This window comes from Kitasatospora sp. NPDC058965, from assembly GCF_042741245.1.
Lineage (GTDB): Bacteria > Actinomycetota > Actinomycetes > Streptomycetales > Streptomycetaceae > Kitasatospora.
Genome location: NZ_JBHYKG010000120.1, coordinates 1 through 24,150, shown reverse-complemented (window position 1 = coordinate 24,150; position 24,150 = coordinate 1). Strand labels below are relative to the sequence as shown.

Below are 24,150 nucleotides of genomic sequence, written 5' to 3'. Positions count from 1 at the left end.
GCCGCGCGGGGTCTCGGGGGCCGGCCGGCGCGCGGCGCGCGCCCCGCGCGTCACGGGCCCCCCGCGGCCCCCCCGGCCTCCCGGGGATCTCCCCGCCCCGGGGCCGGGTCAACGGCCGGGGCCGGTCACCCGGTCGACCGGGTACGTCCTAGCCGCGCGGCAGCTGCTCCGACAGCACGGCCGGCAGGCCGGTCCAGTCGCAGGAGACGAACGAGGCGTGGGCGGCGGCCAGCTGGGCGACCCGGGCGGTGGCGTCGGCCTGCGACGGGGCGGTGTCGGACAGGGCCGGGTCGACGTTGTGGGCGTCCGTCATCACCAGCAGGTAGTGGTTGGCGTCGTACCAGGAGGTGTCGATGCCGCCGTTCACGTAGGCGTGCGCGTCCCCGTCGAAGACCACGAACCACGGGCGCAGGCTCGCGTCGGAGTAGCGGGTGCGCGGGTCACCGGCGGCGGCGCCGAGGACCGACGGGAACACCTGGGCGTCGCCGAGGCGGCCGGCCGTCTGGAGGGCGGACAGGTGCTGGGCGTACTCGGTGTCGGTCCACAGGTGGTCGAAGGGGTTGTTCTGCTCGAAGGTGCCGGGGATGGCCTCCAGGACCACCTTGCCGGCCAGGGCGGTGCGCGAGGGCCAGTGGTTCGCGCGGGCGGCGGCGTCCAGGCTCGGGTAACCCGCCATCAGGTCGGCCGGGCGGTAGACATCGGAGCCGAGGTGGGCCTGGACCAGCGAGTCGAGCTGGGTCGGGCCGAGGCCGATGGTGGCGTCGAAGCCGGCCTTCAGCTCCAGCTTGACCATGATCGGTGCGTGGCCGGGGTGGGCGCCGAGCCAGATCCGGATGTCGTCCAGGCAGCTGCCCAGGTCCTTGTTGGCGCCGCCGCGGTAGAGGTCCGCGGCGGTGCTCGCGTTCACGCAGTTGTTGCCGTTGCCCAGCGGGTTGGAGTGGCTCACCTTCCACTCGTGGGTGAACGGGTCGACCCAGGTGTCGAGTTCGACCAGGGACGCCCCGGTGTCCAGTGCCTGGGCCAGGTAGGGGAAGGCGCTGGTGTCGTCGTAGGTGTTGTGCAGGCCGACCGAGGTGCCCTGGGCGAGGGTGGGGTCGGTGACGGCAGCGGCGGTGCGGCCGGCAGCGGCGGTGGCCGGGGTGCCGGCCAGCACCACCGGGAGCAGGCCCGCGGCGGCGGTCAGCAGGCAGGAGACGAGACGACGCGGAACGGGACGGCGCGAGGCGACCATCAGTCCTCCGGGACGGCGGGAGCAGAGACCGGCGGGGCCGCCGGCTGCGTTCAACTCTTGGCGTGTACGCGGCGCGATGCTAGCCCGAACGAGTGGCTCGGGGGTGACACTTCGTCAAAGAGTTGTCGCCGCCTCCGGTGCAGGGGGGGGCACGGCGGGCCCGCACGCCGGCGCCCCGGCCACGAGGGCCGGGGCGCCGGAGGACGGGCGGGGCGTCAAGTCCTAGGACCGGTAGCGGTAGCGGATCCGGCCGCGGGTGAGGTCGTAGGGGCTGATCTCCACCAGCACCCGGTCGAAGGGGAGGATCTTGATGTAGTTCTTCCTGATCTTCCCGCTGATGTGGGCGAGCACGGTGTGCCCGTTCTTCAGTTCCACTCTGAACTGGGCGTTGCGCAGGCACTCCGTGACGGTGCCCTCGATTTCCACGCCCCCTGATGCTTTGGTCATGACGACTCCTCGGTTCTCCGTCGGTGACGGTGCGGTGGTGAAAGGAACAGGAGCGTCCCGACCCGGCGGGCCGGGACGCGGTGTCAGTGGCGGACCAGCTCGAGCGTGCCGCCCGCCCGGCGGGCGCCGATGCCCTCGAACAGCGCGATCGCCGCGGCGTTCGACTCGTCCACCTCGGCCCAGGCGGTGGTGGTGCCGCGCCGGTGCAGCGCGCCGAGGGAGTGGGCCAGCAGCGCCCGGCCGACGCCGCGGCGCCGCCAGTCCGCGCGGACGGCGAGCAGCCCGACCCGCGGCTCCCGGGTGAGCGGACCCACCCGGAGCAGGCCCACGTACTGGTCCCGGTACTGCGCGACCGCGTACTTCGACGGGTCGACCACGCTCGTGCCGGGCGGGCAGGGCAGCACCTGGGCCGGCATCGTGCGCCAGCCGCCGGCGGCCTCGACCTCGCGGTGGACGACGCGGTCCAGGGCCCGCAGCGGACCCTCCTGCGCCGCGCCGGCGGGCAGCACCGTCACGCCGGCTGGCGGGCGCGCGTCGCCCAGCCCGCCGAGCTGCGGATCGCACGGCACCCGGTAGCCGCGCTCGCGGCGCGCGGGGGCGAAACCGACCCGCTCCCAGGCGGCCGCCGCATCGGCGTCCGAGTCGTCGACCACGGTGTGCACCGGGGCCGGCAGGTCCGCCAGCACTGCCCGGGCGATCCGGTCGAAGAGCGGGCCCTGCCAGGCGTCGACGCTGATGAAGAGCCGACCGTCGGGCCGGCGGGCGGCGTCGCCGCGGCCGACGACGGTGTCGCCGACCAGGGCCTGCCACTCGGTGTCCGAGACGCGGACGACCCGGGCCGCGCGCTCGGGGGAGTGCGAAAGGGGATGCGTGGTGTTCATGGGAGTTGCCTCTCGGGAGTGCCTCGTTCGAGCGCTCCCGGCGACACCTACGTCACTCGCCCGCCGTGACGACGAGAGGGAGCACCCACCTGCGAACTGCCTGCATGGGTCTCACCTCCTCGTGTGGTCTCACGGCTGCCCAGACAGTAGCACCGGTCGGCGGCCGCTCCCACCGATTTACCGTCGGCCCGCGCGTGCCGCCCCCACCGCCCCCGCCGCACGGTCGGTCAGCCCGCCGCCCGCGCCGGTCGCCCGGCGCGGTGCTCGGCCGGCGCCGGGCCCAGCAGCGCCAGCCGCAGCGACGGGCCGACGTGCCGGACGATTTCATCAGCCGTCATCGAGGCGATCGGCTCCAGGCGCACCAGGTAGCGCGTGGTGATCACGCCGGCCATCACCGCGCCGAAGGCGGCGGCCCGCCGGTGGGCGCCCGGTCCTTCGAGCCGGGCCGCCACCCGGTCCACGATCTCCTGCTGCAGCACCTCGCGCAGCAGTGCCGCGTGCGCCTCGTCCTGCGCCACGTTGCGCAGCATGGCCAGCAGCGGCGGGCCCGACTCCGGGCTGTCCCAGACGGTGATCAGTGTGCGCAGGACACGCTGCGGGAGCGTGGTCAGGTCGCCCGACACCGCCTGCGCGGCCACCTCGGCCGGATTGACCGTCAGCGCCATCGCCGCGCCGAACAGCCCCTTCTTGGAGCTGAAGAAGTATCCGATCAGCGCCATGTCGACGCCGGTGTCGGCGGCCAGCGAGCGCATCGTGACGCCCTGGTACCCCTCGGCCAGGAAGCGGCGCCGGGCGACCTCCAGGATGGCGGCCCGGGTGTCCGGGCTGCCCGGGCGGCGGCCACGTGCCACGGGTCCCCTCCTCTCGGTGCGGCGATTAATTCATCAACGTTGAAATCCTACCTCCCGCGGCGCCACCGTGACCCTCGTCCCACCCATCCGTGTCCAGGGGAGGCCGAGCACCATGCACGCCGTCCAGCCACCGCCCACCGCCGTGCCGCGCACCGGTGGCGCCGCCGCACCCGTCCGCCACACCGCCGTCCTGGCGATCACCTGCCTCGCGCTGGCCACGGTGGTCTCCGCGATGTCCTCGCTCAACGTGGCGCTGCCCTCGATCGCCCGCGAGACCCACGCGGGCCAGACCCAGCTGTCCTGGATCATCGACGCCTACAGCCTGGTGTTCGCCGCCCTGCTGCTGCCTGCCGGCGCGCTCGGCGACCGGTTCGGGCGCCGCCGGGCGCTGCTGGCGGGCCTGACCGTCTTCGGCGCGGGATCGGCGCTGGCCATGACCACCACCTCGCCGGACGCGCTGATCGCCGTCCGGGCGGTGCTCGGGATCGGCGCGGCGCTGGTCATGCCGGCCACCCTCGCCACCATCACCAGCACCTTCCCGCGCGAGCGCCGGGCCGGCGCGGTCGCCGTCTGGGCGGCGGTCGCCGGGGCGTCCGCGGTGGTCGGGGTGCTGGTCGCCGGATCCCTGCTGCAGGCGTGGAGTTGGCGCTCGGTCTTCCTGCTCAACGTGGTGCTGGCCGGCCTCGCGGTGCTCGGCGTGCTGACCCGGGTGCCGGAGTCGGCCGAGCCCGAGCAGCCGCCGCTGGACGTGCTGGGCGCCGTGCTGGTGGCGGGCGGCCTCGGGCTGCTGGTGTACAGCATCATCGAGGCCCCGCAGCACGGCTGGGGCAGCCTGCCCACCCTGGGCGGGATCGGTCTCGGGCTGCTGGTGCTGGGCGGCTTCGTGGCCTGGGAACTGACCACCCGGCACCCGATGCTCGACCCGCGGCTGTTCCGCAACCGCCGGTTCGCGGCCGGCACGCTGTCGATCGCGCTGCAGTTCTTCGCCTTCTTCGGCTTCATCTTCGTCCTCATGCAGTACCTGCAACTGGTGCGCGGTGACAGCGCGTTGAAGGCCGCCGTCAGCATGTTGCCGATGGCTGCCACGCTGGTGCCCGGCTCCCGGCTGAGCCCGCTGCTGGGCGCCCGGCTCGGGGCGCGGCGGCCCTGGGTGGCCGGCCTGGTGATGGCGGCGGTCGGTCTCGGGCTGTTCTCCCGGGTGGACGGCGCCACCCCGTACTGGCGGCTGGCCCTGATCCTGCTGCTGCTCGGGGCCGGCCTCGGCCTGGCGATGCCGCCCGCCACCACCGCCATCACCGACGCGCTGCCGCCCACCCAGCAGGCCGTCGGCTCCGCGATGAACGACCTCGCCCGCGAACTGGGCGGCGCCCTGGGCATCGCGGTGCTCGGCAGCATCCTCGCCGCCGGCTACCGCAGTCACCTGACGCTGCCCGGGTTCCCGGCCCGGGTCACCGAGGCGGCCCGCTCCTCGCTCGGCGCCGCCGCCGGGATGGGCGGCCCGGTGCTGGAGCACGCCCGCACCGCCTTCGTGGCCGGGCTGCAGGACGCGCTGCTCGGCGGCGCCGCGGTGGTGCTGGCGGCGGCGGTGGGCGTGGCCCTGTTGCTGCGGCGCACCGCGCGGTGAGGCCGGCGGGCAGGCCGCGCGGCCCCCGTGCCCCGCGCCGGGGCGCCCCCCCCCGCCGGGGCCGGACCGCGCTGCGGCGGGCCACCGGCGGGCATAGCCTGATCGGGTAGGAGCATTGGCGTGCTGCGTCCGGCAGGTCGCCCGTGGCGCGACGGGAACGCGGCTTCCTCCTGAGGAGCGTCCCGATGAGGTCGATCTTCCACCTGCACGACGACCCGGATCCCGGCCCGGCGGCCACGCCCGCGCCGTCCCCACCCTCCGCGTCGCCCGCGCCGTCCCCGCCCTCCGCGCCGTCCCCGGCCTCCGCGCCGGCCCCGACGCCCGGTCAGGACGGGGGCGGCAGACTCCCGTTGGTCTACGTGCGGGGGTTCGCGGGCGGCACCAAGGGGATCGACAAGCAGGTCGACGATCCGTTCTACGGCTTCAACGACGGCTCGACCCACGTCCGGGTCGGCGGTGACGGCGCCCCGCAGTACTACCAGTTCGAGAGCCCGTTGCTGCGGCTCTTCGCCCAGGACGGCTACCGGCCGCTGGTCTCCGGCGACCCGAAGGCCTACCTGCAGTCCCGCCCGGCGGGCAGCGTGCCGCCGGACACGGTCTGGATCCACCGGTTCTACGACGACTCCGCCGACACCTTCGGCAAGGACGCCGTGGACTTCCGGATCGAGAAGGCGGCCGAGGACCTCTACGACCTGGTCGAACTGGTGCTGTCCCGCACCGGCGCGCCGAAGGTGCTGCTGGTGGCCCACTCGATGGGCGGCCTGATCTGCCGGTGCATGATCCAGAAGATCTCCTACCTGCCGCGCGACGGCGCCCCCCGGACCCCGGGCAAGGAGCTGGTGGACAAGCTCTTCACCTACGGCACCCCGCACGGCGGCATCACCTTCGCCGTGGGCGGCGGGCTGTTCGACTGGGTGATGGAGACCTTCGGACCGGTCGGCTCCGACATCTTCTCGCCCGAGCTGATGTACGGGTACCTGCGGCGCGACGCCGTCTGGGGCGACACCCCGCCGCAGGGCGACGGCCAGGACGACTGGCGGCCGAACGTGATCCCGGCGGACGAGTTCCCGACCGACCGGATCTTCTGCGTGGTCGGCACCGACCCGGCCGACTACGGGATCTCCAGGACGGTGGTCGGCCACGCCAGCGACGGCCTGGTCGCGATCGAGAACGCCGCCGTGGCCGGAGCCCACCGCGCCTACGTGCACCGCTCCCACTCCGGCCGCTACGGCCTGGTCAACTCCGAGGAGGGCTACCAGAACCTGCGCCGCTTCCTGTTCGGCACCCAGCGCGTCGCGGTCGGGCTGGCCGGCCTGGAGCTGCCGGCGGCGGACGGGCCCACGACGGTGGTCTGGCAGGCCGAACTCCAGCTCTCCGTCCGGGGACTGCCGATCGTGATGCACGAGCAACTGGCCGCGCACTGCTGCCCGATCCAGCTGGCGGCGGCGCAGGACCGGCAGGCGGCCCGCCCCGACGGGGTGGTCCCGCTCACCACCGTCTTCCTGCTCGACCCGTCGATGTTCGCCACCGACCCGCTCGGCCCGCCGCCCGACCGCTGCCGCTACGCGCTGCACCTGCGGGTGGTGCGGCTGGAGGAGAGGCACGGCCTGCTGTTCTGGCAGGACCACCTCGCCCAGGCCGCCGACTGGGACGACGTCCTGGTGGTCGACGTCGGCCCGCGGGACGGCGCGGCCGGCGGGCCGCAGCAGCTGTGGACGGTGTGGAACTCCCGCCTGCCCGGCGCCATCGCCGACCACGTCGCGACGGAGGCGGACGCGCTCGGGGCGGACGGCGCGGTCGCGCTCCCGGACACGGCCCGGCGGATCCTGGGGGCGCGGGCCCGGCTGGTGCTGGAGGTCGGGCCCTGGGCCTGACCGGGCGTCAGGGGCCGGACGGGCCTGACCGGGCGTCAGGGGTACAGCGGCCCGACCCGGCGACGGACCCTAGGAGCGGAAGGTGCGCCGGTAGGTGTCCGGCGGAACCCCGACCGTGCGGTGGAAGTGGCGGCGCAGCGTGGTGGCCGTCCCCATCCCGGTCGCGGCCGCGATCCGCTCGATGCCGTCGTTCGTGGTCTCCAGCAACGCCTGGGCGTGCCGGATCCGTTGGACGAGCAGCCACTGCAGCGGCGTGGTGCCGGTGACCGAGCGGAAGTGCCGGCCCAGGTGGCGCGAGCTCATCCCGGCCTGCCGGGCCAGGTCCTCCACCGTCAGCGGCTGGTCGAGCCGTTGCAGCACCCACGGGAACAGCTCGGCGAGCGGGTGGTTCTCCGGGGCGGGCACCGGGGTGGTGACGAACTGGGACTGGCCGCCGTCCCGGTGCGGCGGCACCACCAGGCGGCGGGCCACGGTGTTGGCGACCGCGGCGCCGTGGTCGAGCCGCACCAGGTGCAGGCACAGGTCCATGGCGGCGGCCTTGCCCGCGGAGGTGAGCACGCTGCCGTTGTCCACGTACAGTACGTCCGGATCCACCGTCACCCGGGGGTAGCGGGCGGCCAGCGCGTCGGTGTGGGCCCAGTGCGTGGTCGCCCGCCAGCCGTCCAGCAGCCCGGCGGCGGCCAGCACGAACGCGCCGGTGCAGAGCGAGGCGACCCGGGCGCCGGCCTGGTGGGCCGCGCGCACGGCGTCGACCAGGTCGGCCGGCGGCGCCACGTCCACGTCGGCCCAGCCAGGGACGATCACCAGGTCCGCGGCCGCCAGGTGGTCGAGTCCGCGGTCGGGCTCCAGCCGGAACCGCTCGACCCGGACCGGACCCGCCCCGCAGACGGCCAGCTCGTACCACGGCCCGGTGCCCAGCGCGGCCGGGCGCGAGCCGAAGACCTCGTGCGCCAGGGAGAGTTCGAAGTGCAGCATCCCGTCGGTGACGGCCAGGGCGACTGAAACCATGTCCGGAATTGTACGAGCCGTGTCGTTCCGGACACTCACCGGCCGGCCGCCCGGGCCACCAGGATGGTGGCAACGGGAAGCGAACAGGAAAGAGGCAGGACGATGGGACAGACGGTCGCGGTCTTCGGCGCGTACGGGCACACCGGGCGGTTCGTGGTGGCGGAGCTGCGCGCGCGGGGCTTCCACCCGGTGCTGGTCGGCCGGGACGCCGGCAAGCTGGCCGCGCTGGCGGCCGAGCACCCGGGCAGCGAGGCGCGACCGGCCCCGGTCGAGGACGCGGACGCGCTGGACCGCGCGCTGGCCGGTGCCGACGCGGTGATCAACTGCGCGGGGCCGTTCGCCAGTACCGTCGCCCCGGTGGTCGAGGCGGCGCTGCGCGCCGGGATCCCCTACGTGGACGTGGCCGCCGAGATCGAGGCCAACCTGGACACCTTCGCGCTGTTCGCCGACCGCGCCCGGGCCGCGGGCACCCTGGTGGTCCCCGCGATGGCCTTCTACGGCGGCCTCGGCGACCTGCTGGCCACGGCCGCGGCCGGCGACTGGACGGCGGCCGACGAGGTGCACATCGCCTACGGCCTGAGCAGCTGGCACCCCACCCCGGGCACCCTGCTGTCCGGCGCCGTCTCCCGGGAGCGGCGCGGCGACCGCCGACTGCGCCACACCGGCGGCCGGCTGACGCACCACCAGGACGAGCTGCCGGCCCTGCAGTGGGACTTCCCCGCGCCGCTGGGCAGCCGCCCGGTGCTCGGCGAGTTCGCCATGGCGGACATCGTGACCGTGCCGAGCCACCTGTCCGTCACCGACCTGCACAGCTACATGACCGTCGAGGCGGTCCGGGACCTGACCGCCCCGCAGGCGACCGCGCCGGTCCCGGCCGACGAGCAGGGCCGCTCCGACCAGACCTTCCTGGTCGACGTGGTGGTGCGGTCCGGCGGGGAGCAGCGCCGGGCGGTGGCCCGGGGCCGGGACATCTACGCCGTCTCCGCACCCCTGGCGGTGGAGGCGGTGCACCGCATCCTCACCGGGCAGACCCGGGCGGTCGGGGTGGCCGCCGCCGGTGCGGCCTTCGACCCGGTCGACTTCCTGCAGGCGCTCGCCGGCCACCTGACCGTGGAACTGACCGGCTGAGGTCGGGTCGTAGGATCGGGTGGCACGTCCGGGCCACCGAGGGGGAGCAGCATGACCGAGCAGGCGTTGGAGTTGTTGCGGGCGGCCGGGGCCGCGACCATGGAGCACCCCGGCGGCACCCTGCTGGCCCACCTGCGGCGGGTCGCCGCGCTGCTCGCCGACTGGGGCGGACGGCCGGCACTGGTCTGCGCCGGGCTGTGCCACGCGTGCTACGGCACCGACGGGTTCGCCACCGCGCTGCTGCCGCTGGACCGGCGGGACGAGCTGGTGCGGGCGATCGGGGCGGACGCCGAGGCGCTGGTGCACTTCTACGCCTCGTGCGACCGCCGGGCCTCCTATCCCGCCCTGACGGCGGACGAGCCCGGGTTCACCGACCGGTTCACCGGCACCCGGTTCCGGCCGACCGCCCAGCAGTTGCGCGACTTCGCCGAACTGACGGCGGCCAACGAGCTGGACATCGCCGCCGTCAGCCCGGAGCTGCGCGAGCGGTACGGCCCCGCGCTGCTCGGGCTGTTCACCCGCTGGCGGCCGCTGCTCTCCGACCCCGCCTGGCAGTACTGCCAGGAGGTGCTGGGCTGAGCCCGCCGGCCGGTCGGGCCCGACGGCCCGTCAGGGCTGCGCCGGACCACCGAGCTTCGGTGTCGGCACGGGCGCGGCGGCGCCGACCAGGACCACCAGTTCGTGGCCGCCCGGGTTCGTCTGGACCGCCGCGGTGCGCCAGTTGTTGACCAGCCAGACGTTGCCCGAGGGATCGATCTGCAGGCCGGTGTTGCGCTCCAGCCCGTCGCTCGGGTAGCCGGTGTCGGGCGGGGAGATCGGCTGTCCGGTGCGGTACCCGGGCGGGCAGGCCGACAGGTCGGTGCCGCACAGCCGGGCGACCCGGTGGCCGCCGAAGTTGGCGACCCAGACCGTGTCGTCCCCGTCGACGGCGATGCCCCAGGGCAGGAACAGGCCGCCGTTGGTGAACGGTTCGGCGGCCGGGGTGCCGTCGGGCGCGATCAGCGTCACCGAGGCCCCCGGGCGCGGACCGGACTCGCCCGCGACGGCGTCCGCCAGGTCGGCCGGCGTGCTGTCCGCGCAGGGCACCGGCAGGATCCCGCTGTTGCTGACCCAGGCGTAGCCGCGGCTGTCGGTGGCGACGGCGAGCGGGCGGCGCAGGCCGCCGCCGGTGACCGTGCCCTGCGGGGCGCCGTCCGGGCCCAGCACCGCGACGCTGTCGCTGCCGTTGCCCGTGACCCAGAGCCGACCGGCGGGATCGACGGCGGCGCCGAACGGCTTCCGCACGCCCGGGGCGGGCACCTCCTCGGCCCGGGCGGCGTCACCGTCGGGGATCCTGGTCACGCTGTCCGCGCCGCAGTTGGCGACCCACACGGTGCCCGCCCGGTCGGCGGCCATGCCCTGCGGCTGGGCGATGCCGCCCCGGCGCCAGCCGGTGCGCGGGGAGAGCGCGGTGCCGTCCGGGGCGAACTGCGACAGGCTGCGCTCCAGCGGGGTCGGGTCGATCGGGCAACCGGAGCCCTGGAAACCGAAGTTGGCCACCCAGGCGGTGCCCTTCGCGTCGACGGTGACGCCGAACCCCGCGCCGTACAGGCCGCCGCCCGGGTACGGCGCCCCCGGCGCGTCCCGGCCGGCGGGGGTGAACTCGAGCACCGCGCGGCCGCCGCAGACCGGGACGGCGGGATCGGCGCCGTAGCGGTAGTTGTTGCTCACCCAGGCGTTGCCGTCCGCGTCGAAGGCGATGTTGCCGGGGCCGTCCAGCTCGTGGCCGTTGCCCTCGTAGCGCAGCGCCACCGTCCAGGCGTCGGGCGCGGCGGGCAGTGCGGGCAGGTAGCTGGGCGTGGTGGCAGCCAGCGCGAACAGTTCGGCGGCGTGGTGGCCGGGGGCGTGGGCGATGTCGACGGCGGCCAGCAGGGTGTCGCGGGGCCGGTCGCCGCCCGGGGGCTGCGCCAGGTCGAGCAGGCGGTCGCAGGCGCCGCCGGTGACGCAGGCGGCGAGCAGGTCGGCGAGGGTGTTGAACTCGGCCCGGGTCGAGGTCAGGTCGCCGTTGGGCGGGGCGGCCAGCAGCGGCGCGACCTCCCCGGTGCCGGTGTCGGCCAGGTTGTGCGCGACCGCGGCGGCGTTCTGCAGACCGGGGTGGCTGCCGGAGACGCCGCCCGGACCGGTGAACCGGGCCAGCGCGTACGCGACGGCCACCGTGGTCCGCTCGTTGACCACCAGCTCGGGCGGCAGCTCGGCGCCGCCGAGCACGGCCGCCAGGACCACCGGACCGGTCGGCCGCCCGCCGGTGTGCCGGCCGGACCCGGAGCGGGAGAGGTCCGCGAGCACGTAGAGCACCGCACGCGGGTCGGCCGGCGGTCGGTAGTCGAGGGTGAATCGCCCGTCCTCGCCGCTGCGGGTGCGGGCCAGCACCCGCGGTGCGCTCCCCGCGCCGTCCCCGGCCCGGTAGAGCGTCACCTCGGCGCCGCCCAGCGGGGTGTCGGCGCTGCGGACCACGCCGCACTGGTCGACCCGCGGCCGGCCGTCGGCCGCGGGCACCGCCGCGTGCGAGGGCCCGGCGGCGAACTGGGCCAGCAGGGCGGCGGTCAGCAGGACGCCGTGGCGTCGGCGCATGGGGGCTCCGTTCGGTCGCGCGCGGGACGGCGGCCGGTCCGGGGCCGCCGACCTCCTACCTGCCACAGCTCCGGGCCGCCCGCGCGCGACTGGCCGGAGCGGGCCGCGGAAGATGCCCGGGATGGGCGAGGCGGTTGGCCGCAGCCGGGTCCTGACGGAACATCAGACGATCGGACCCGGACGGAGCTCCGTAGGCGTAGGATCGGCGCCCATGGTTGACTTCTACCCTCCGACCAGTCCCTACCGCACCGGGTACCTCGACACCGGAGACGGCAACCGCATCTACTACGAAGAGCTCGGCAACCCCGACGGCAAGCCCGCCCTCTACGTGCACGGCGGACCGGGCGCCGGCTCGCCGCTGCGGCCCACCCGGGCCTGGGACCCGCAGGCCTACCGGCTGGTCCGCTACGACCAGCGCAACTGCGGCCGCAGCACCCCGCACGCCAGCGACCCGGCGGCGGACATGAGCCGCAACACCACCCGGCACCTGATCGACGACATCGAGCTGCTGCGCGAACACCTCGGCGTCGAGCGCTGGTTGCTCAACGGCGCCTCCTGGGGCTCGACCCTGATCCTCGCCTACGCGCAGGCCCACCCCGAGCGGGTCAGCGAGGTGGTGATCCAGGCGGTGACCACCACCAGCCCGGCCGAGACCGAGTGGCTCTACCGGGGCGCCGGGCGCTTCCAGCCCGAGGCCTGGGACCGGTTCCGCGACGGCGTGCCGGCGGCCGAGCGCGACGGCGACCTGCTCGCCGCCTACGCCCGCCTGATGGAGCACCCCGACCGGGCGGTCCGGGCCCGGGCCGCGGTCGACTGGCTCGCCTGGGAGGACGCGGTGATCTCCGGGGAGCCGCACGGCATCCCCGGCATGTACAGCGACCGCGACGCGGACGCACAGATCGCCTTCGTCCGGATCTGCGCCCACTTCTTCAGCAACGGCGCCTGGCTGGACCCGGACCAGCTGCTGCGCAACGCCCACAGGCTGGCGGGCATCCCCGCCGTCCTGGTGCACGGCAGGTACGACATGGGGGGCCCGCCGCAGACCGCCTGGGAGCTGGCCAAGGCCTGGCCCGGAGCCCGGCTGCACATCATCGACGACGCCGGCCACATCGGCAACGACGCGGCCGGGCAGATCATCCGCGACGCCATCGAGGAGTTCAAGAAGGACTGAGGCTGCGCGGCGCACCCCACCGGGTGCGCCGCGGCAGCGCGGTTCAGCGGATCCGCCGGAAGACCCGCCCGCCGATCCGGAGCTGCTCGGGCTCCGAGGGGTCAGCGGGTCTGGCGCAGGGCGACCAGGCGGTGGTCGGCGCCGATCAGGTAGAGCACGTCGTCCGAGACCACCGGGGGCTGCCCGGCGTCGTCCCCGCCGGCGTAGGTCCAGGCCACCGAGCCGGTGCGGGCGTCCAGGGCGCGGACCCGGTGGTCGCCGCTGCCGACCACCAGGGTGCCGTAGTCCGTGGGGGTGGCGGCCGCGGCGACCGCGCCACCGGTCGCGCGGTGCCACCGCGGCGTGCCGGTGACCGCGTCCAGGGCGTACAGGGTGCCGTCCCGGCCGCCCTCGAACAGCAGGCCGTCGGCCACCGCGGGGCGGGCCGTGAACGCGGAGCCGCCGGTGAAGGTCCAGGTGACGCTGCCGGTGTGGGCGTCCAGGGCACGGACGGTCCGGTCGTTTCCGCCGACATAGACGAGGTCGGAGACGACGGTCGGCGGCGCGGAGATCGGCGTGCCCGCGTCGAAGACCCACTTCTGGCGGCCGGTCGAGGTGTCCAGCGCGTACACCCGGCCCGATTCGGCGGTCACGTAGAGCGTGGTGCCGGGCGCGGCGGTCGGGTAGCCGGTGCTGCCGATCGGCTGGGACCAGAGCGGCTCGCCGGTGAGCGCGTCCAGGGCGTAGACCCGGCCGTCGGAGCTGCCCGCGTACAGGGTCTCGCCCAGCACGGCCGGGGTGGTCCGGACCGGTCCGCCGGTGGCGAACTCCCACCGGGTGCTGCCGTCGGAGGCGTCGACGGCGTAGAGGGTGCGGTCGCCGTCGCTGGTGTAGAGCATGCCGTAGCCGAAGACCGGCGTGGCGAGGGTGTGGCCGGGGCCCGCCGTCGCGTCCGACACCCACCGGGCGGTGCCGGTGGCGGCGTCAAGCCCGTACAGGTGCCCGTCGGCCGCGGGCAGGTAGAGCGTGCCGTGCTCGACGGCCGGGGCGGCGGCGGCATCGGCGTCGCCGGTCCAGATCGGCTTGACGTGGGTGTAGCGGGCGGCCGCGTCGGCGCTGTGGCCCGACAGGGCCTGGTACAGGGCGGCGGTGGCGGCGATCAGCGCTGCGCCGACCGCCAGCGGGACGCGTCTTCGGCGCAGCCAGGAGGGAGCGGTGTCCAGCTCGCCCTGGGCGAGCACGTCGGAGCGGAGGCCCGGGCCGGGTTCCACCGCGGGGCGCGGATCCGGCGCGGCCGGGTCCCCGTGCGCACCGGACCGGCCTGCCGACACTCGTCCCACCGCTGAACCCCCACCGACGTCGTTGTACGGTGCGGGCATCGTAGTGGTCCGGAGCGGGAGTTGACGGCCGATCGGGCGGATCCGGTCAGCCGCTCCGCTCGCCCCGGGGGTCCTCGCGGCCTGCGTCCTGGTACTCGACGCTGCGCTGCGGCTCCCAGAGCGCCAGGTACTGCTCGATCTCCTCGGGCGTGCAGCCGGGGCAGACCGGAGGGCCCGGCATCGCGATGCGCATCGGCCAGGCCTGCAGGAGCAGCTCGTCGCGCACCAGGGCCCGCGCGCACCGCGGACAGGTGCCCCACGGTGGGTCGCGGTGCGGCGACGAGTCCATACCTGGAGGGTAGTCCACCGCCGGATCCGTGACCCGAGCCACCGGTGCCGGGCGGGGCCGCGGGTCGGGAGCGGCCGAGGGGCGGAGCGGTCAGGAGCCGGGCGGCAGTTCGAGGACCTCGCAGCCCGCGTCGAGGAGGCGGGCCCGGGCCGCGAGGGCGGCGTCGTCCTGGATGGCGAAGACCCACAGGCCGGGGACGAAGACGACGCGGTACTGCCGGGCGGTGACGGCGGCGACCAGGGCGTCCAGGCTCGGCCGGGCGCTGCTGGACGCCACGCCGTTGTCGAGGAAGACCGTCGGCTCCCAGTAGCCCCAGCGCCGCGCGAAGGTGAAGAGCGCGGCCGCGAGGTCGCGCATCTCCCAGGGGTCGTACGGGAAACAGCGCAGGTAGCAGGCGGCGGCCGGACGCGTGGCGGCCAGTGGGTACGGACGCGCGGCGGGGATCGGCGCCTCGAAGGGACGTGCGGAAGCCGTGGTCATGGGGGTTCGGCCCTCCCGGCGGTTGGTGCCCCGGGCGCCTGCGGCGGCGTCCGGTGATGCGGTGCGGTGTGGCGACGAACCCCAGCCTCCCGCTGCGCACGCCCCGCGCCATCGCACGTCGGCTCGGTTCCCGGGCGCCGAACTGGTGAGGCCGGCATCAACCGTTCGATCGATGCCGCCCGACCCCGGTCGGACCGGGGAGCCGCCCGCGCAGTGGACCGTCGTGCCGTGTCGCCGTGGGTCGGCGCACCGGGCCCGGCACCGTGACGGCGCGGCCCACCCCCGGAGGGCGGGCCGCGCCGTGGGTCCGACGTGCCGTCAGGCGGGCAGGTTCCACTTCTGGTTGGCGTTGCCGGAGCAGGACCAGATCTGGACCTGGGTGCCGGGCGTGGTCGACCAGCCGGTGTCGTCCAGGCACTTGCCCGACTGCGGGTTGAGGAGCGCGCCGTTGGCCTGCGGCTGCCACACCTGGGCGCCGGTGCCGTTGCAGTCGTACAGGTCGACCGCGGTGCCGTCGGCGGTGCCGCCGCCGTTCACGTCCAGGCACTTGCCCAGCACCCGCAGCGTCGCGTCCGATCCCACGGTCCACTGCTGCGCGGCCGTCCCGTTGCACGTGTACACCTGCACCGGGTTGAAGTTCGCCGACGACGCCGACCGGTCGTCCAGGCACAACCCCCCGTACCCCACCACCTGACCGGTGCGGGAGCCGCCGCCGCCACCGCCGCCGGACCCGGTGACGGCGTTGAAGGTGGACGCGAACTGGTACTGGCTCTGCGAGGTGCCGCTGCAGGTGTCGGAGAGGGTGCCGTTGCTCGCGCACGCCTTGTCGCGGCCGAGCGCCCAGTAGGCGAGCTCCTGGATGCCGTTGGCCTTGGCGAAGTTCTCCAGGGTGCCGGCGTCGCCGGTGGTGAAGACCTCGTTGGTGGAGTCGTTGACGCCGATCATCGGCGTGTTGCCCTCCATCGCCCACAGCTGGGCCGAGCTCTTGCCGGGCCAGACCTGGCCGAGCTGGCCGTGCAGGGCGTTGGCGGCGCTGATCGCGGCCTGGCCCATCTCCTCGTTGGGGCCGTAGTCCATGGTCATGATGTTGACCAGGTTGACGTTCAGGCCGTGCGAGGCGGCGTTGTTGAGCAGGCTCATCGAGTCGGAGAGCAGGCCGCCGGTGTCGACCGGCAGGGTGTAGTCGACGCTCAGGGTGCGGCCGCGGCCGGCGTAGTAGGACTGCAGGTTGGCGAGCGCCTGGTTGCGGCGGTCGTTGGCGGCCGTGTCGTCCAGCGTCGCGCCCTCCACGTCGAGGTCGACCCGGGTCAGGTTGAGGGTGTCGATCACGCGCTGGTACTGGGTCTGCAGGGCGGAGACCGAGGTGCAGGCCTTGGCCAGCTCGGTGCCGGCCGCGCCGCCGAAGGAGACGATGGCGTCGCCGCCGGAGGCCCGCAGGGTGTTGATCGCGCCGGTCCAGCCGGCGTCGGAGATCGCGGTGCTGCCGTTGAAGGTGGCGTTGCAGCCGCCGCCGTCGATGACGAAGGCGAGCGTGTAGTACTTCAGGCCGGTCGCGGCCTCGGCCGAGGCGATGGCGCTCGGCGAGTTCCAGGTCTCCACGTAGGGCGCGGCGTACTGGGCCGGGAAGCCCGGGCCCGGGTTGGCCGCGGCCTGGGCCTGGGGGGCGGCCAGCAGCAGCGCGGAGGCGACGGTGAGCAGGGTGGCGGACGGGACGCAGGCACGCCGAAGGCGCATGGCAACTCCATGGGGGGATGGCCGGGACGGTGTGGGGGCAGCGCGGCCGAGCAGGGCGGAGTCAACTAGACCCGATGACGGGGCGTCAAGTCTTCAGAAGCCAAAGTGTGGTGCGAGGGAACTGTGAGATATGTCCGAGGTGTGTCCTGACCTGTGTGTTCAACAAGTGATCACAGGAGAGCGTTCTCCCGGATTGGGCGGGTGCGGCCATCTCCCTCGAATCCGCATCGGTCCACCATGTTGGCGGATCGTGGATTGGTTTAGACCAAATGCCGTCAGATCCCTTGACGGGGCCATGGCTTCAAGAGTTCAATCGGCGCACCCCCACATCCCCGTACCGGAGGACCCGTCATGTCCCCACGCCACCACCGCTTCGGCCGAACCGGGCCCGGGCCGCTCGCCGTCGCCTCGGCCCTGCTCCCGCTCGCCGCCGGGGCCCTCGTCCTGGCCCCGGCCCCCGCCGTCTCCGCCGCCACCGCGGCCGCGCCGGCCACCGGTCAGGTGGTGGGGTACGGGGGGTTGTGCCTGGACGACCGGTCGGCGTCGTCGGCGAACTTCAACCCGGTGCAGGTGTACACGTGCAACGGGACGGCCGCGCAGCAGTGGACCGTGGGATCGGACGCGACGCTGCGGGTGCTGGGCAAGTGCCTGGACGTGAACGGCGGCGGGACCGCCGACGGCACCGCGGTCGACCTGTACGACTGCAACGGCACCGGCGCCCAGGTGTGGCAGCCGCAGGCCAACGGCGCGCTCCTCAACCCGCAGTCGGGCAAGTGCCTGGACGACACCGGCTGGTCGACCACGCCCGGCACCCAGGTCCAGATCTGGTCCTGCTCCGGTACCGCCAACCAGCAGTGGACCCTGCCCACCGCCACCGCGCCGAACAACCCCTTCGGCCCGAACGTGCTGGTCTTCGACCCCTCCCAGTCGACCGCGGCGATCCAGAGCCAGCTCGACCAGATCGACAACCAGCAGCAGTCCAACCAGTTCGGCGCCAACCGCTACGCCGTGCTGTTCAAGCCCGGCAGCTACAACGTCAACCTCAACGTCGGCTACTACACCCAGGTGCTGGGCCTCGGCCAGTCGCCGGACGACACCACGATCACCGGCGGCCTGAACTCCGACGCCCAGTGGAACGGCGGCAACGCCACCGAGAACTTCTGGCGCGGCGCGGAGAACCTGGCCGTCGCCCCCGCCTCCGGCACCACCAAGTGGGCCGTCTCGCAGGCCTCCCCGATGCGCCGCACGCACCTGCGCGGCAACCTGGTGCTGGACGACAACGGCGGCTGGTCCAGTGGCGGCTTCCTCGGTGACGCCAAGGTGGACGGACAGGTCAACTCCGGCAGCCAGCAGCAGTGGCTCTCCCGCAACGACGAGTTCGGCAGTTGGACCGGCGCCAACTGGAACATGGTCTTCGTCGGTGACAACGGCGCCCCGGGCCAGAGCTTCCCGAACCCGCCCTACACCACGGTCGGGCAGACCCCGACCCAGGTGGAGAAGCCCTACCTGACCGTCGACGGGGCCGGCACCTACAGCGTCCAGGTCCCCGGCCGGCGCAGCAACACCCAGGGCACCGACTGGAGCTCCGGCCAGGCCGCGAGCGGCACCGCGCTGCCGCTGAGCGCCTTCTACATCGCCACTCCGGCCGACACCGCCGCCACCCTCAACGCGGCGCTGGCGGCCGGCAAGAACCTGATCTTCACCCCGGGCGTCTACCACCTGAACGACACCCTGCGGATCAACCGCGCCGACACGGTGGTGCTGGGCCTGGGCCTGGCGACCCTGGTGGCCGACAACGGCGTCACCGCGATCTCCACCGCCGACGTGGGCGGGGTCCGGATCGCCGGCCTGATCGTGGACGCCGGCACCACCAACTCGCCGACCCTGGTGCAGATCGGCCCGGCCGGCGCCGGCGCCGACCACTCGGCCGATCCGACCGTGCTCTCCGACGTCTTCTTCCGGATCGGCGGCGCCGCGGTCGGCAAGGCCACCCAGACCCTCCAGGTCAACGCCAACAACACGATCGGCGACGACCTGTGGCTGTGGCGCGCCGACCACGGCAACGGCGTCGGCTGGACCAGCAACACCGCCGCCAACGGACTGGTGGTCAACGGCGCCGCCGTCACCATGTACGGCCTGGCCGTCGAGCACTACCAGCAGTACCAGGTGCGCTGGAACGGCAACGGCGGGCGGACCTACTTCTACCAGTCCGAGATGCCGTACGACCCGCCGAACCAGGCCAGCTGGACGAACGGCGGCAGCAACGGCTGGGCCAGCTACCAGGTCGCCCCCGGCGTCACCGACCACCAGGCCTGGGGCCTGGGCGTCTACTGCTACTTCAACGTCAACCCGAGCACCGTGGCGGACCGCGCCATCGAGGTCCCGAACACCGCCGGGGTCAAGCTGCACGACAGCATGGACGTCTCGCTCGGCGGTACCGGCACCATCACCCACATCGTCAACTCCACCGGGGCGACGGTGCGCAGCGGGTCCACGGTGGCCGACCTGGTGAGCTACCCGTGACGGTCCGTCAGGGCGTGAGCCAGGAGTACTGAGCGCCTTCCGGGACCGGGACCCGGTCCGCGGTCAGCGGGTGGTCCCAGATCCGGACCTCGGCGATCGACCCGTTCCAGAAGTCGACCCAGTGCGACTTGTACCGGGCCCGGCCCAGCTCGACCGGCCCGCCGGAGGCCAGCACACCGGAGACCGGAACGGTCTGGGCCAGGGTGCCGTCGACGTACAGCGAGATCGAGTGCGCGCCGGCGTCGTAGACGCCGGTCAGCGCCGTCCACCGCTCCGGCTCGGCCGGGGCGGTGGACAGCGCCATCACGTCCTTGCCGGGCTCCGCCGCCGTCTGCACCTTGAAGACCCAGCGGTTGCGGGTGGCGGCGGAGGAGTCCTCGCGGCCCAGGTAGAAGGAGAAGAACGCGTCACCGCCCTGCGAGACCGCCGCCTTCGGGTCGGTGGCCGCGTGGTTGAGCACCACGGCGGAGACGGTGAAGCCGTGCGAGGTGTCGACGGCCCCGTCCTTGGACTCCGCGTACCCGTCCGAGTGCCCGGGCAGGGTCAGCACCGGGCCGGTCCGGCCGTCGACCGGGGCCACCTGCGCGGTCCGGCTCAGGTGCAGGCCGGTCGGCGGGGCCGTCGGCCTGGGGGAGCCGGTGGCGGACGTCGACCCGCTCGGCGCGGCCGGGGCGCCGGAGGCGGTCCGGTGCGGATCGCCGCCGGGCCCGCCCGACCGCAGCACCAGGACGGCGGTGGCCGTGCCCGCCACCGCGAGCGCGGCCAGCGCGGCCAGCCCGATCCGCAGCCGCCGCCGGCGCGCCGCCGCGCGCTCGGCCAGGTCGGCCAGCGCCGCCCAGTCGGGCGTGGCGGACCCCGCTCCGTGCGGATGACCCGGTGCGTCCCAACCGTTGCTCATGTGCACTCCCGTTCCCCCGAATGATTCGCGCGAGAACTCTAGGCGCCGGCGGCCGCACGGTCCGCACCCGGGGCGGTCGTCGGTTGAACTGCCGTGCGGCACAGGCATACTGGTGCGCGACGCGGCCACCCGCCCGCCCCCGGACCCGGAGGAATCCATGGCAGGTACCCCCTCGCTCGACGGCTGGGACATCGCCCGGCTCGACGGCGACGACTCGCTGCCCTGGATCCCCTGGGGCTCGCAGGGCAAGGCCCGGGCCAGGATCGCCGCCCGCGCCGACGGCTACCAGGTGGCCGTCGTGGAGGCCGAACCCGGCTACCGGACCGAACCGCACGTGCACCAGCACGCCGAGTTCCTGTACGTGATCGAGGGCACCCTGACGAACCAGGGGCGCCGGATGACGACCGGCGACGTGTTCGCCGCCGCGGCGGGCTCCGAGCACACCCACTTCACCGCCGAGACCGCCGTCCGGTACCTCTCCGTCTTCCGGGTCTGACCGCCGGACGGTGCGGTCGCACGGCCGAAGGTCGAGACCTGCGCGACTTCGGTCGACGGTCCGGCGCGAGGCCTTCGACCGGTCACCTGCGGCCAGTACATTGACGGCTCGTGACAGAGGAGAGCACGACGCCGGCCGCGCCGGTGATCCAGAAGCGGTGGTGGCTGCCGTCCGCGGTGGCCGACGAGCTCGACCCCGGTGCGTCGCGCCGGTCCCGGCGGACGGCGCGGGACTGGGCGGTCGACTTCTGCGCCTTCGCGCTGGCCGCACTGATCGGGTTCGGCGGGAACCGGTCGGTGGGCCACCTGCCGGGCGTGCCGGACACCTGGGCCGTGGCCGACCAGGCGCTCGGCGTGCTGTCCTGCGTCGCGCTCTGGTGGCGCCGCCGCTGGCCGGTGGCGCTGGCCGTCGCGATGATCCCGATCGGGCTGGTGTCGAACACCTGCGGCGGCGCGCTGGTCGTGCTGCTGTTCACGCTGGCCGTGCACCGGCCGTTCCGGTACGTGGCCTGGGTGGCCGGCATCCAGTTGGCACTGACCCCGCTGTACGACTGGCTGCGCCCCGACCCCACCATGTCGTACGGCGCCAGCGTGGCGTTCGCCTCGGTGGTGATCCTGTCGATCGTCGGCTGGGGCATGTTCACCCGCTCCAAGCGGCAGTTGGTGCTCAGCCTGCGCGACCGGGCCCGGTCCGCCGAGACCGAGGCGCAGCTGCGGGCCGAGCAGGCGCAGCGGCTGGCCCGGGAGGCGATCGCCCGCGAGATGCACGACGTGCTGGCCCACCGGCTCACCCTGCTGAGCGTGCACGCGGGCGCGGTGGAGTTCCGGCCCGACGCGCCGCAGGCGGAGATCAAGCGGGCGGCCCAGGTGATCCGGGCCAGCGCGCACGAGGCGCTGCAGGACCTGCGCGAGATCATCGGCGTGCTGCGCACCGGTGACGCCGAGGAGCCGGGCCGTCCGCAGCCGACCCTGGCCGCACTGGACGGCCTGGTCGCCGAGGCCCGGGCGGCCGGCATGGAGGTGGTCCTGGCCCACGAGGTGGCCGAGCCGGAGCGGGTGTCCGCCTCGATGGGCCGCACCGCCTACCGGATCGTCCAGGAGGCGCTGACCAATGCGCGCAAGCACGCGCCCGGCGCGCCGGTCACGGTCCGGGTGGTCGGCGGGCTCGGCAGCGGCCTGGCGCTGTCGGTGCGCAACCCGGCGCCGGTCGGCCCGGTGCCGCACGTGCCGGGCTCCGGCCAGGGGTTGATCGGACTGAAGGAGCGCGCGCTGCTGGCCGGCGGCGAGCTGGACGGCGGCCCGGTGCCGGGCGGCGGGTTCGAGCTGCGGGCCCGGCTGCCGTGGTGACGAACGGTCCCCGGCGCCGGTGTGGTTGGGTGGGGCCATGACCCCGATCCGCGTGCTGCTGGTGGACGACGACCCGCTGGTCCGGGCCGGCCTGCGTCTCATGCTGGGCGGCACCGCGGACCTGGAGATCGTCGGTGAGGCCGCCGACGGCGGCGAGGTCGGGGAGCAGGTGGCGCGCACCCGGCCGGACGTGGTGCTGATGGACGTGCGGATGCCGGGAGTTGACGGCGTGACCGCGACCGAGCGGCTGCGGGAGAGTGCCGACCCGCCCCAGGTGGTGGTGCTCACCACCTTCCACGCCGACGAGTTGGTGCTGCGGGCGCTGCGGGCGGGGGCCGCCGGGTTCCTGCTCAAGGACACCCCGCCGGGCGAGATCGTCGCGGCGGTGCGCCGGGTCGCGGCCGGCGATCCGGTGCTGTCGCCCACCGTGGCGCGCCAGTTGATCAGGCAGGCGACGGCCGGCGGCACCGACGAGCGGCAGCAGCGCGCGCGGGAGCGGCTGGCCGGGCTCGCCGAGCGCGAGCGGGAGGTGGCGGTCCGGGTCGGCCGCGGGCTGGCCAACGCCCAGATCGCGGCCGAACTGTTCATGAGCGTGGCGACGGTGAAGGCGCACGTGTCGCGGATCCTGGCCAAGCTGGGGCTGACCAACCGGGTGCAGATCGCGCTGCTGGCGCACGACGCGGGGCTGCTGGAGCAGGACGGCGCCTGACCGGGCGTCGGGCGGCCGGACCGGGCCGCGGCGAACGCCGGGGGCGGGGCACGGGTTTGAGCGCGGGTGAGCAGTTCGGCCGGGCGGCGAACAAGGGATGCGCACAGGATTGACGCTGCGCGGACAAGTCTGGTTTTCTCGGAACACGGCGAGGCGCCCCCAGGCCCGGAATCAGCATTCGGCATTCCCAGGCCAGTTGGCGATCCCGGACGCTCCGATCCGCACCACCGGCCGTGGCCGTACCCCGCCCACGCGCCGGGCCTGCGGCGTGCTCACCGCTCTCCGTCACCTGCTCGACCGCACCGATCACCCCACCGGCGCGGCCCCATCGAGAGAGGACCCCCACCATGGGTAACTCCATGCTCCGCGGCACCACCCGCGCGACCCTGACCGGTGTCGCCGCCCTGTCCCTGGCCGCGGGTGCGCTGCTGGCCGTCGTCCCCCAGGCATCGGCGCAGCAGGCGCCGGCGGGTGCCGACGCCCAGGCGACCGGCACCGCGCGGCACGGCGTCATGCCGACGGTCGAGAAGGCCGCCTCGAACCGGGCGAACCCGGCCCTGACCAGCGCGAACACCCTCAGCTACGGCGGCGGCATCGGCGGCGTGGGCGTCAACGACGGCCACTCGAAGGTCTACCTGGTCTTCTACGGCACCCAGTGGGGCACCCAGGGGACCGACAGCAGCGGCAACGCCACCTTCAGCAAGGACACCTCGCACGTCGCCGGGGCCACCCAGAACATGTTCAAGGGCATCGGCACCGGCAACGAGAAGTGGTCCGCCGACCTGACCCAGTGGTGCGACGGCAGCGGCGTGAAGAAGGGCGCCACCACGTGTCCGTCCACCGCCAGCTTCGTGCCCTACCAGACCGGGGGCGTGCTCTCCGGCGTCTGGTACGACAACTCGGCGGCCTCGCCCAGCGCCGCCACCGGCCACCAGCTCGGGCAGGAGGCGGTCAAGGCGGCCGCCCACTTCGGCAACACCACGGCCGCGTCCAACCGCCACACCTACTACGTGATCCTCTCGCCGCACGGCACCAACCCGGACAGCTACTTCAACAACTACTGCGCCTGGCACGACTACACCGGCGACAGCACGCTGACCGGCGGCGCGGTGAGCTCGCCCTACGGCCCGCTCGCCTTCAGCAACCAGCCCTACAACACCGACATGGGCGCCAGCTGCGGCGTCGGCTTCGTCAACTCGCCCGGCACGCTGGACGGGTGGACCATGACCCTGGGCCACGAGTGGCACGAGATGATGTCCGACCAGTTCCCGGCGGGCGGCTGGACCAACGCGTCCTCGGGCGAGGAGAACTCGGACGAGTGCGCCTGGATCGCGGCCGGCCAGCCGGGCGGCGCGGCCAACGTCGCGATGGGCACCGGCACCTTCACCGAGCAGGCCAGCTGGTCGAACGACACCAACTCCTGCGCCATCACCCACGCGATCCTGCACTGATCCCGGGTCGGTCCGCGGGCTCCCCGCACTGACCCCCGGAC

At 74.4% G+C, this 24,150-nt stretch carries 21 protein-coding genes; 10 read left to right on the top strand and 11 right to left on the bottom strand.

The window, feature by feature from the left end:
• Nucleotides 1-148 precede the first annotated feature (148 nt).
• The 4 genes from ACFW1A_RS20605 to ACFW1A_RS20590 all read right to left on the bottom strand — a co-directional run bounded on the left by ACFW1A_RS20605 (nt 149) and on the right by ACFW1A_RS20590 (nt 3,410).
• The gene (locus ACFW1A_RS20605) at nt 149-1,231 is read right to left on the bottom strand and encodes a phosphatidylinositol-specific phospholipase C domain-containing protein (RefSeq protein WP_380410559.1); all 1,083 of its coding nucleotides are present in this window, start codon (nt 1,229-1,231) and stop codon (nt 149-151) included.
• A 222-nt stretch (nt 1,232-1,453) separates the two neighbouring features.
• The gene (infA, locus tag ACFW1A_RS20600; protein ID WP_380410558.1) at nt 1,454-1,678 is read right to left on the bottom strand and encodes a translation initiation factor IF-1; all 225 of its coding nucleotides are present in this window, start codon (nt 1,676-1,678) and stop codon (nt 1,454-1,456) included.
• 83 nt (nt 1,679-1,761) lie between these two features.
• On the bottom strand, nt 1,762-2,559 hold the full coding sequence (locus ACFW1A_RS20595; protein ID WP_380410557.1) for a GNAT family N-acetyltransferase: 798 nt from the start codon (nt 2,557-2,559) through the stop codon (nt 1,762-1,764).
• 227 nt (nt 2,560-2,786) lie between these two features.
• On the bottom strand, nt 2,787-3,410 hold the full coding sequence (locus tag ACFW1A_RS20590) for a TetR family transcriptional regulator (RefSeq protein WP_380410556.1): 624 nt from the start codon (nt 3,408-3,410) through the stop codon (nt 2,787-2,789).
• A gap of 112 nt (nt 3,411-3,522) precedes the next feature.
• On the opposite strand from ACFW1A_RS20590, the gene ACFW1A_RS20585 reads away from it, so the two are divergent.
• Both ACFW1A_RS20585 and ACFW1A_RS20580 read left to right on the top strand, forming a co-directional pair.
• The gene (locus ACFW1A_RS20585) at nt 3,523-5,034 is read left to right on the top strand and encodes an MFS transporter (protein ID WP_380410555.1); all 1,512 of its coding nucleotides are present in this window, start codon (nt 3,523-3,525) and stop codon (nt 5,032-5,034) included.
• Between the two features lie 185 nt (nt 5,035-5,219).
• A complete protein-coding gene (locus ACFW1A_RS20580; RefSeq protein WP_380410554.1) occupies nt 5,220-6,908 on the top strand; it encodes an esterase/lipase family protein in 1,689 nt (562 codons plus the stop codon).
• A gap of 69 nt (nt 6,909-6,977) precedes the next feature.
• Here the strand turns inward: ACFW1A_RS20580 and ACFW1A_RS20575 are convergent, their stop codons facing one another.
• Nucleotides 6,978-7,916: a helix-turn-helix domain-containing protein gene (locus ACFW1A_RS20575; RefSeq protein WP_380410553.1), complete on the bottom strand. Its 939-nt coding sequence runs from the start codon at nt 7,914-7,916 to the stop codon at nt 6,978-6,980.
• Nucleotides 7,917-8,018: 102 nt separating this feature from the next.
• On the opposite strand from ACFW1A_RS20575, the gene ACFW1A_RS20570 reads away from it, so the two are divergent.
• Together ACFW1A_RS20570 and ACFW1A_RS20565 are read left to right on the top strand one after the other, a co-directional pair.
• Nucleotides 8,019-9,044, top strand: a complete 1,026-nt coding sequence (locus ACFW1A_RS20570; RefSeq protein ID WP_380410552.1) for a saccharopine dehydrogenase family protein — start codon at nt 8,019-8,021, stop codon at nt 9,042-9,044.
• 51 nt (nt 9,045-9,095) lie between these two features.
• Entirely contained in the window at nt 9,096-9,623 is a 528-nt protein-coding gene (locus ACFW1A_RS20565; RefSeq protein WP_380410551.1) for a DUF6817 domain-containing protein, read from the top strand.
• 30 nt (nt 9,624-9,653) lie between these two features.
• Here ACFW1A_RS20565 and ACFW1A_RS20560 read toward each other — a convergent pair whose 3' ends face one another.
• The gene (locus tag ACFW1A_RS20560; RefSeq protein ID WP_380410550.1) at nt 9,654-11,654 is read right to left on the bottom strand and encodes a hypothetical protein; all 2,001 of its coding nucleotides are present in this window, start codon (nt 11,652-11,654) and stop codon (nt 9,654-9,656) included.
• Nucleotides 11,655-11,865: 211 nt separating this feature from the next.
• Between ACFW1A_RS20560 and pip the strand changes: the two genes are divergently transcribed.
• Nucleotides 11,866-12,825 (top strand): prolyl aminopeptidase, encoded by a 960-nt coding sequence (gene pip / locus ACFW1A_RS20555; protein ID WP_380410549.1) that lies wholly within the window; start codon nt 11,866-11,868, stop codon nt 12,823-12,825.
• Nucleotides 12,826-12,926: 101 nt separating this feature from the next.
• Here the strand turns inward: pip and ACFW1A_RS20550 are convergent, their stop codons facing one another.
• From ACFW1A_RS20550 to ACFW1A_RS20535, 4 genes are all read right to left on the bottom strand, one after another.
• Complete coding sequence (locus ACFW1A_RS20550; protein ID WP_380410548.1) at nt 12,927-14,135, bottom strand: PQQ-binding-like beta-propeller repeat protein; 1,209 nt, start codon at nt 14,133-14,135, stop codon at nt 12,927-12,929.
• A 94-nt stretch (nt 14,136-14,229) separates the two neighbouring features.
• The gene (locus tag ACFW1A_RS20545; protein WP_380410547.1) at nt 14,230-14,472 is read right to left on the bottom strand and encodes a hypothetical protein; all 243 of its coding nucleotides are present in this window, start codon (nt 14,470-14,472) and stop codon (nt 14,230-14,232) included.
• A gap of 90 nt (nt 14,473-14,562) precedes the next feature.
• Entirely contained in the window at nt 14,563-14,952 is a 390-nt protein-coding gene (locus ACFW1A_RS20540; protein WP_380410546.1) for a hypothetical protein, read from the bottom strand.
• 318 nt (nt 14,953-15,270) lie between these two features.
• Complete coding sequence (locus ACFW1A_RS20535) at nt 15,271-16,686, bottom strand: ricin-type beta-trefoil lectin domain protein (protein WP_380410545.1); 1,416 nt, start codon at nt 16,684-16,686, stop codon at nt 15,271-15,273.
• A gap of 351 nt (nt 16,687-17,037) precedes the next feature.
• Here ACFW1A_RS20535 and ACFW1A_RS20530 point away from each other — a divergent pair, with 351 nt between their 5' ends.
• Complete coding sequence (locus tag ACFW1A_RS20530; protein ID WP_380410544.1) at nt 17,038-19,209, top strand: ricin-type beta-trefoil lectin domain protein; 2,172 nt, start codon at nt 17,038-17,040, stop codon at nt 19,207-19,209.
• Nucleotides 19,210-19,216: 7 nt separating this feature from the next.
• On the opposite strand, the gene ACFW1A_RS20525 is transcribed toward ACFW1A_RS20530, so the two are convergent.
• A complete protein-coding gene (locus ACFW1A_RS20525; RefSeq protein ID WP_380410543.1) occupies nt 19,217-20,107 on the bottom strand; it encodes a LamG domain-containing protein in 891 nt (296 codons plus the stop codon).
• Nucleotides 20,108-20,264: 157 nt separating this feature from the next.
• Between ACFW1A_RS20525 and ACFW1A_RS20520 the strand changes: the two genes are divergently transcribed.
• From ACFW1A_RS20520 to ACFW1A_RS20505, 4 genes are all read left to right on the top strand, one after another.
• Entirely contained in the window at nt 20,265-20,603 is a 339-nt protein-coding gene (locus ACFW1A_RS20520; protein WP_380410542.1) for a cupin domain-containing protein, read from the top strand.
• Between the two features lie 110 nt (nt 20,604-20,713).
• Nucleotides 20,714-21,949: a sensor histidine kinase gene (locus ACFW1A_RS20515; RefSeq protein ID WP_380410541.1), complete on the top strand. Its 1,236-nt coding sequence runs from the start codon at nt 20,714-20,716 to the stop codon at nt 21,947-21,949.
• A gap of 37 nt (nt 21,950-21,986) precedes the next feature.
• A complete protein-coding gene (locus ACFW1A_RS20510) occupies nt 21,987-22,658 on the top strand; it encodes a response regulator (RefSeq protein ID WP_380410540.1) in 672 nt (223 codons plus the stop codon).
• A gap of 347 nt (nt 22,659-23,005) precedes the next feature.
• Nucleotides 23,006-24,109 (top strand): hypothetical protein, encoded by a 1,104-nt coding sequence (locus ACFW1A_RS20505; RefSeq protein ID WP_380410539.1) that lies wholly within the window; start codon nt 23,006-23,008, stop codon nt 24,107-24,109.
• The last annotated feature ends 41 nt before the right edge of the window (nt 24,110-24,150 follow it).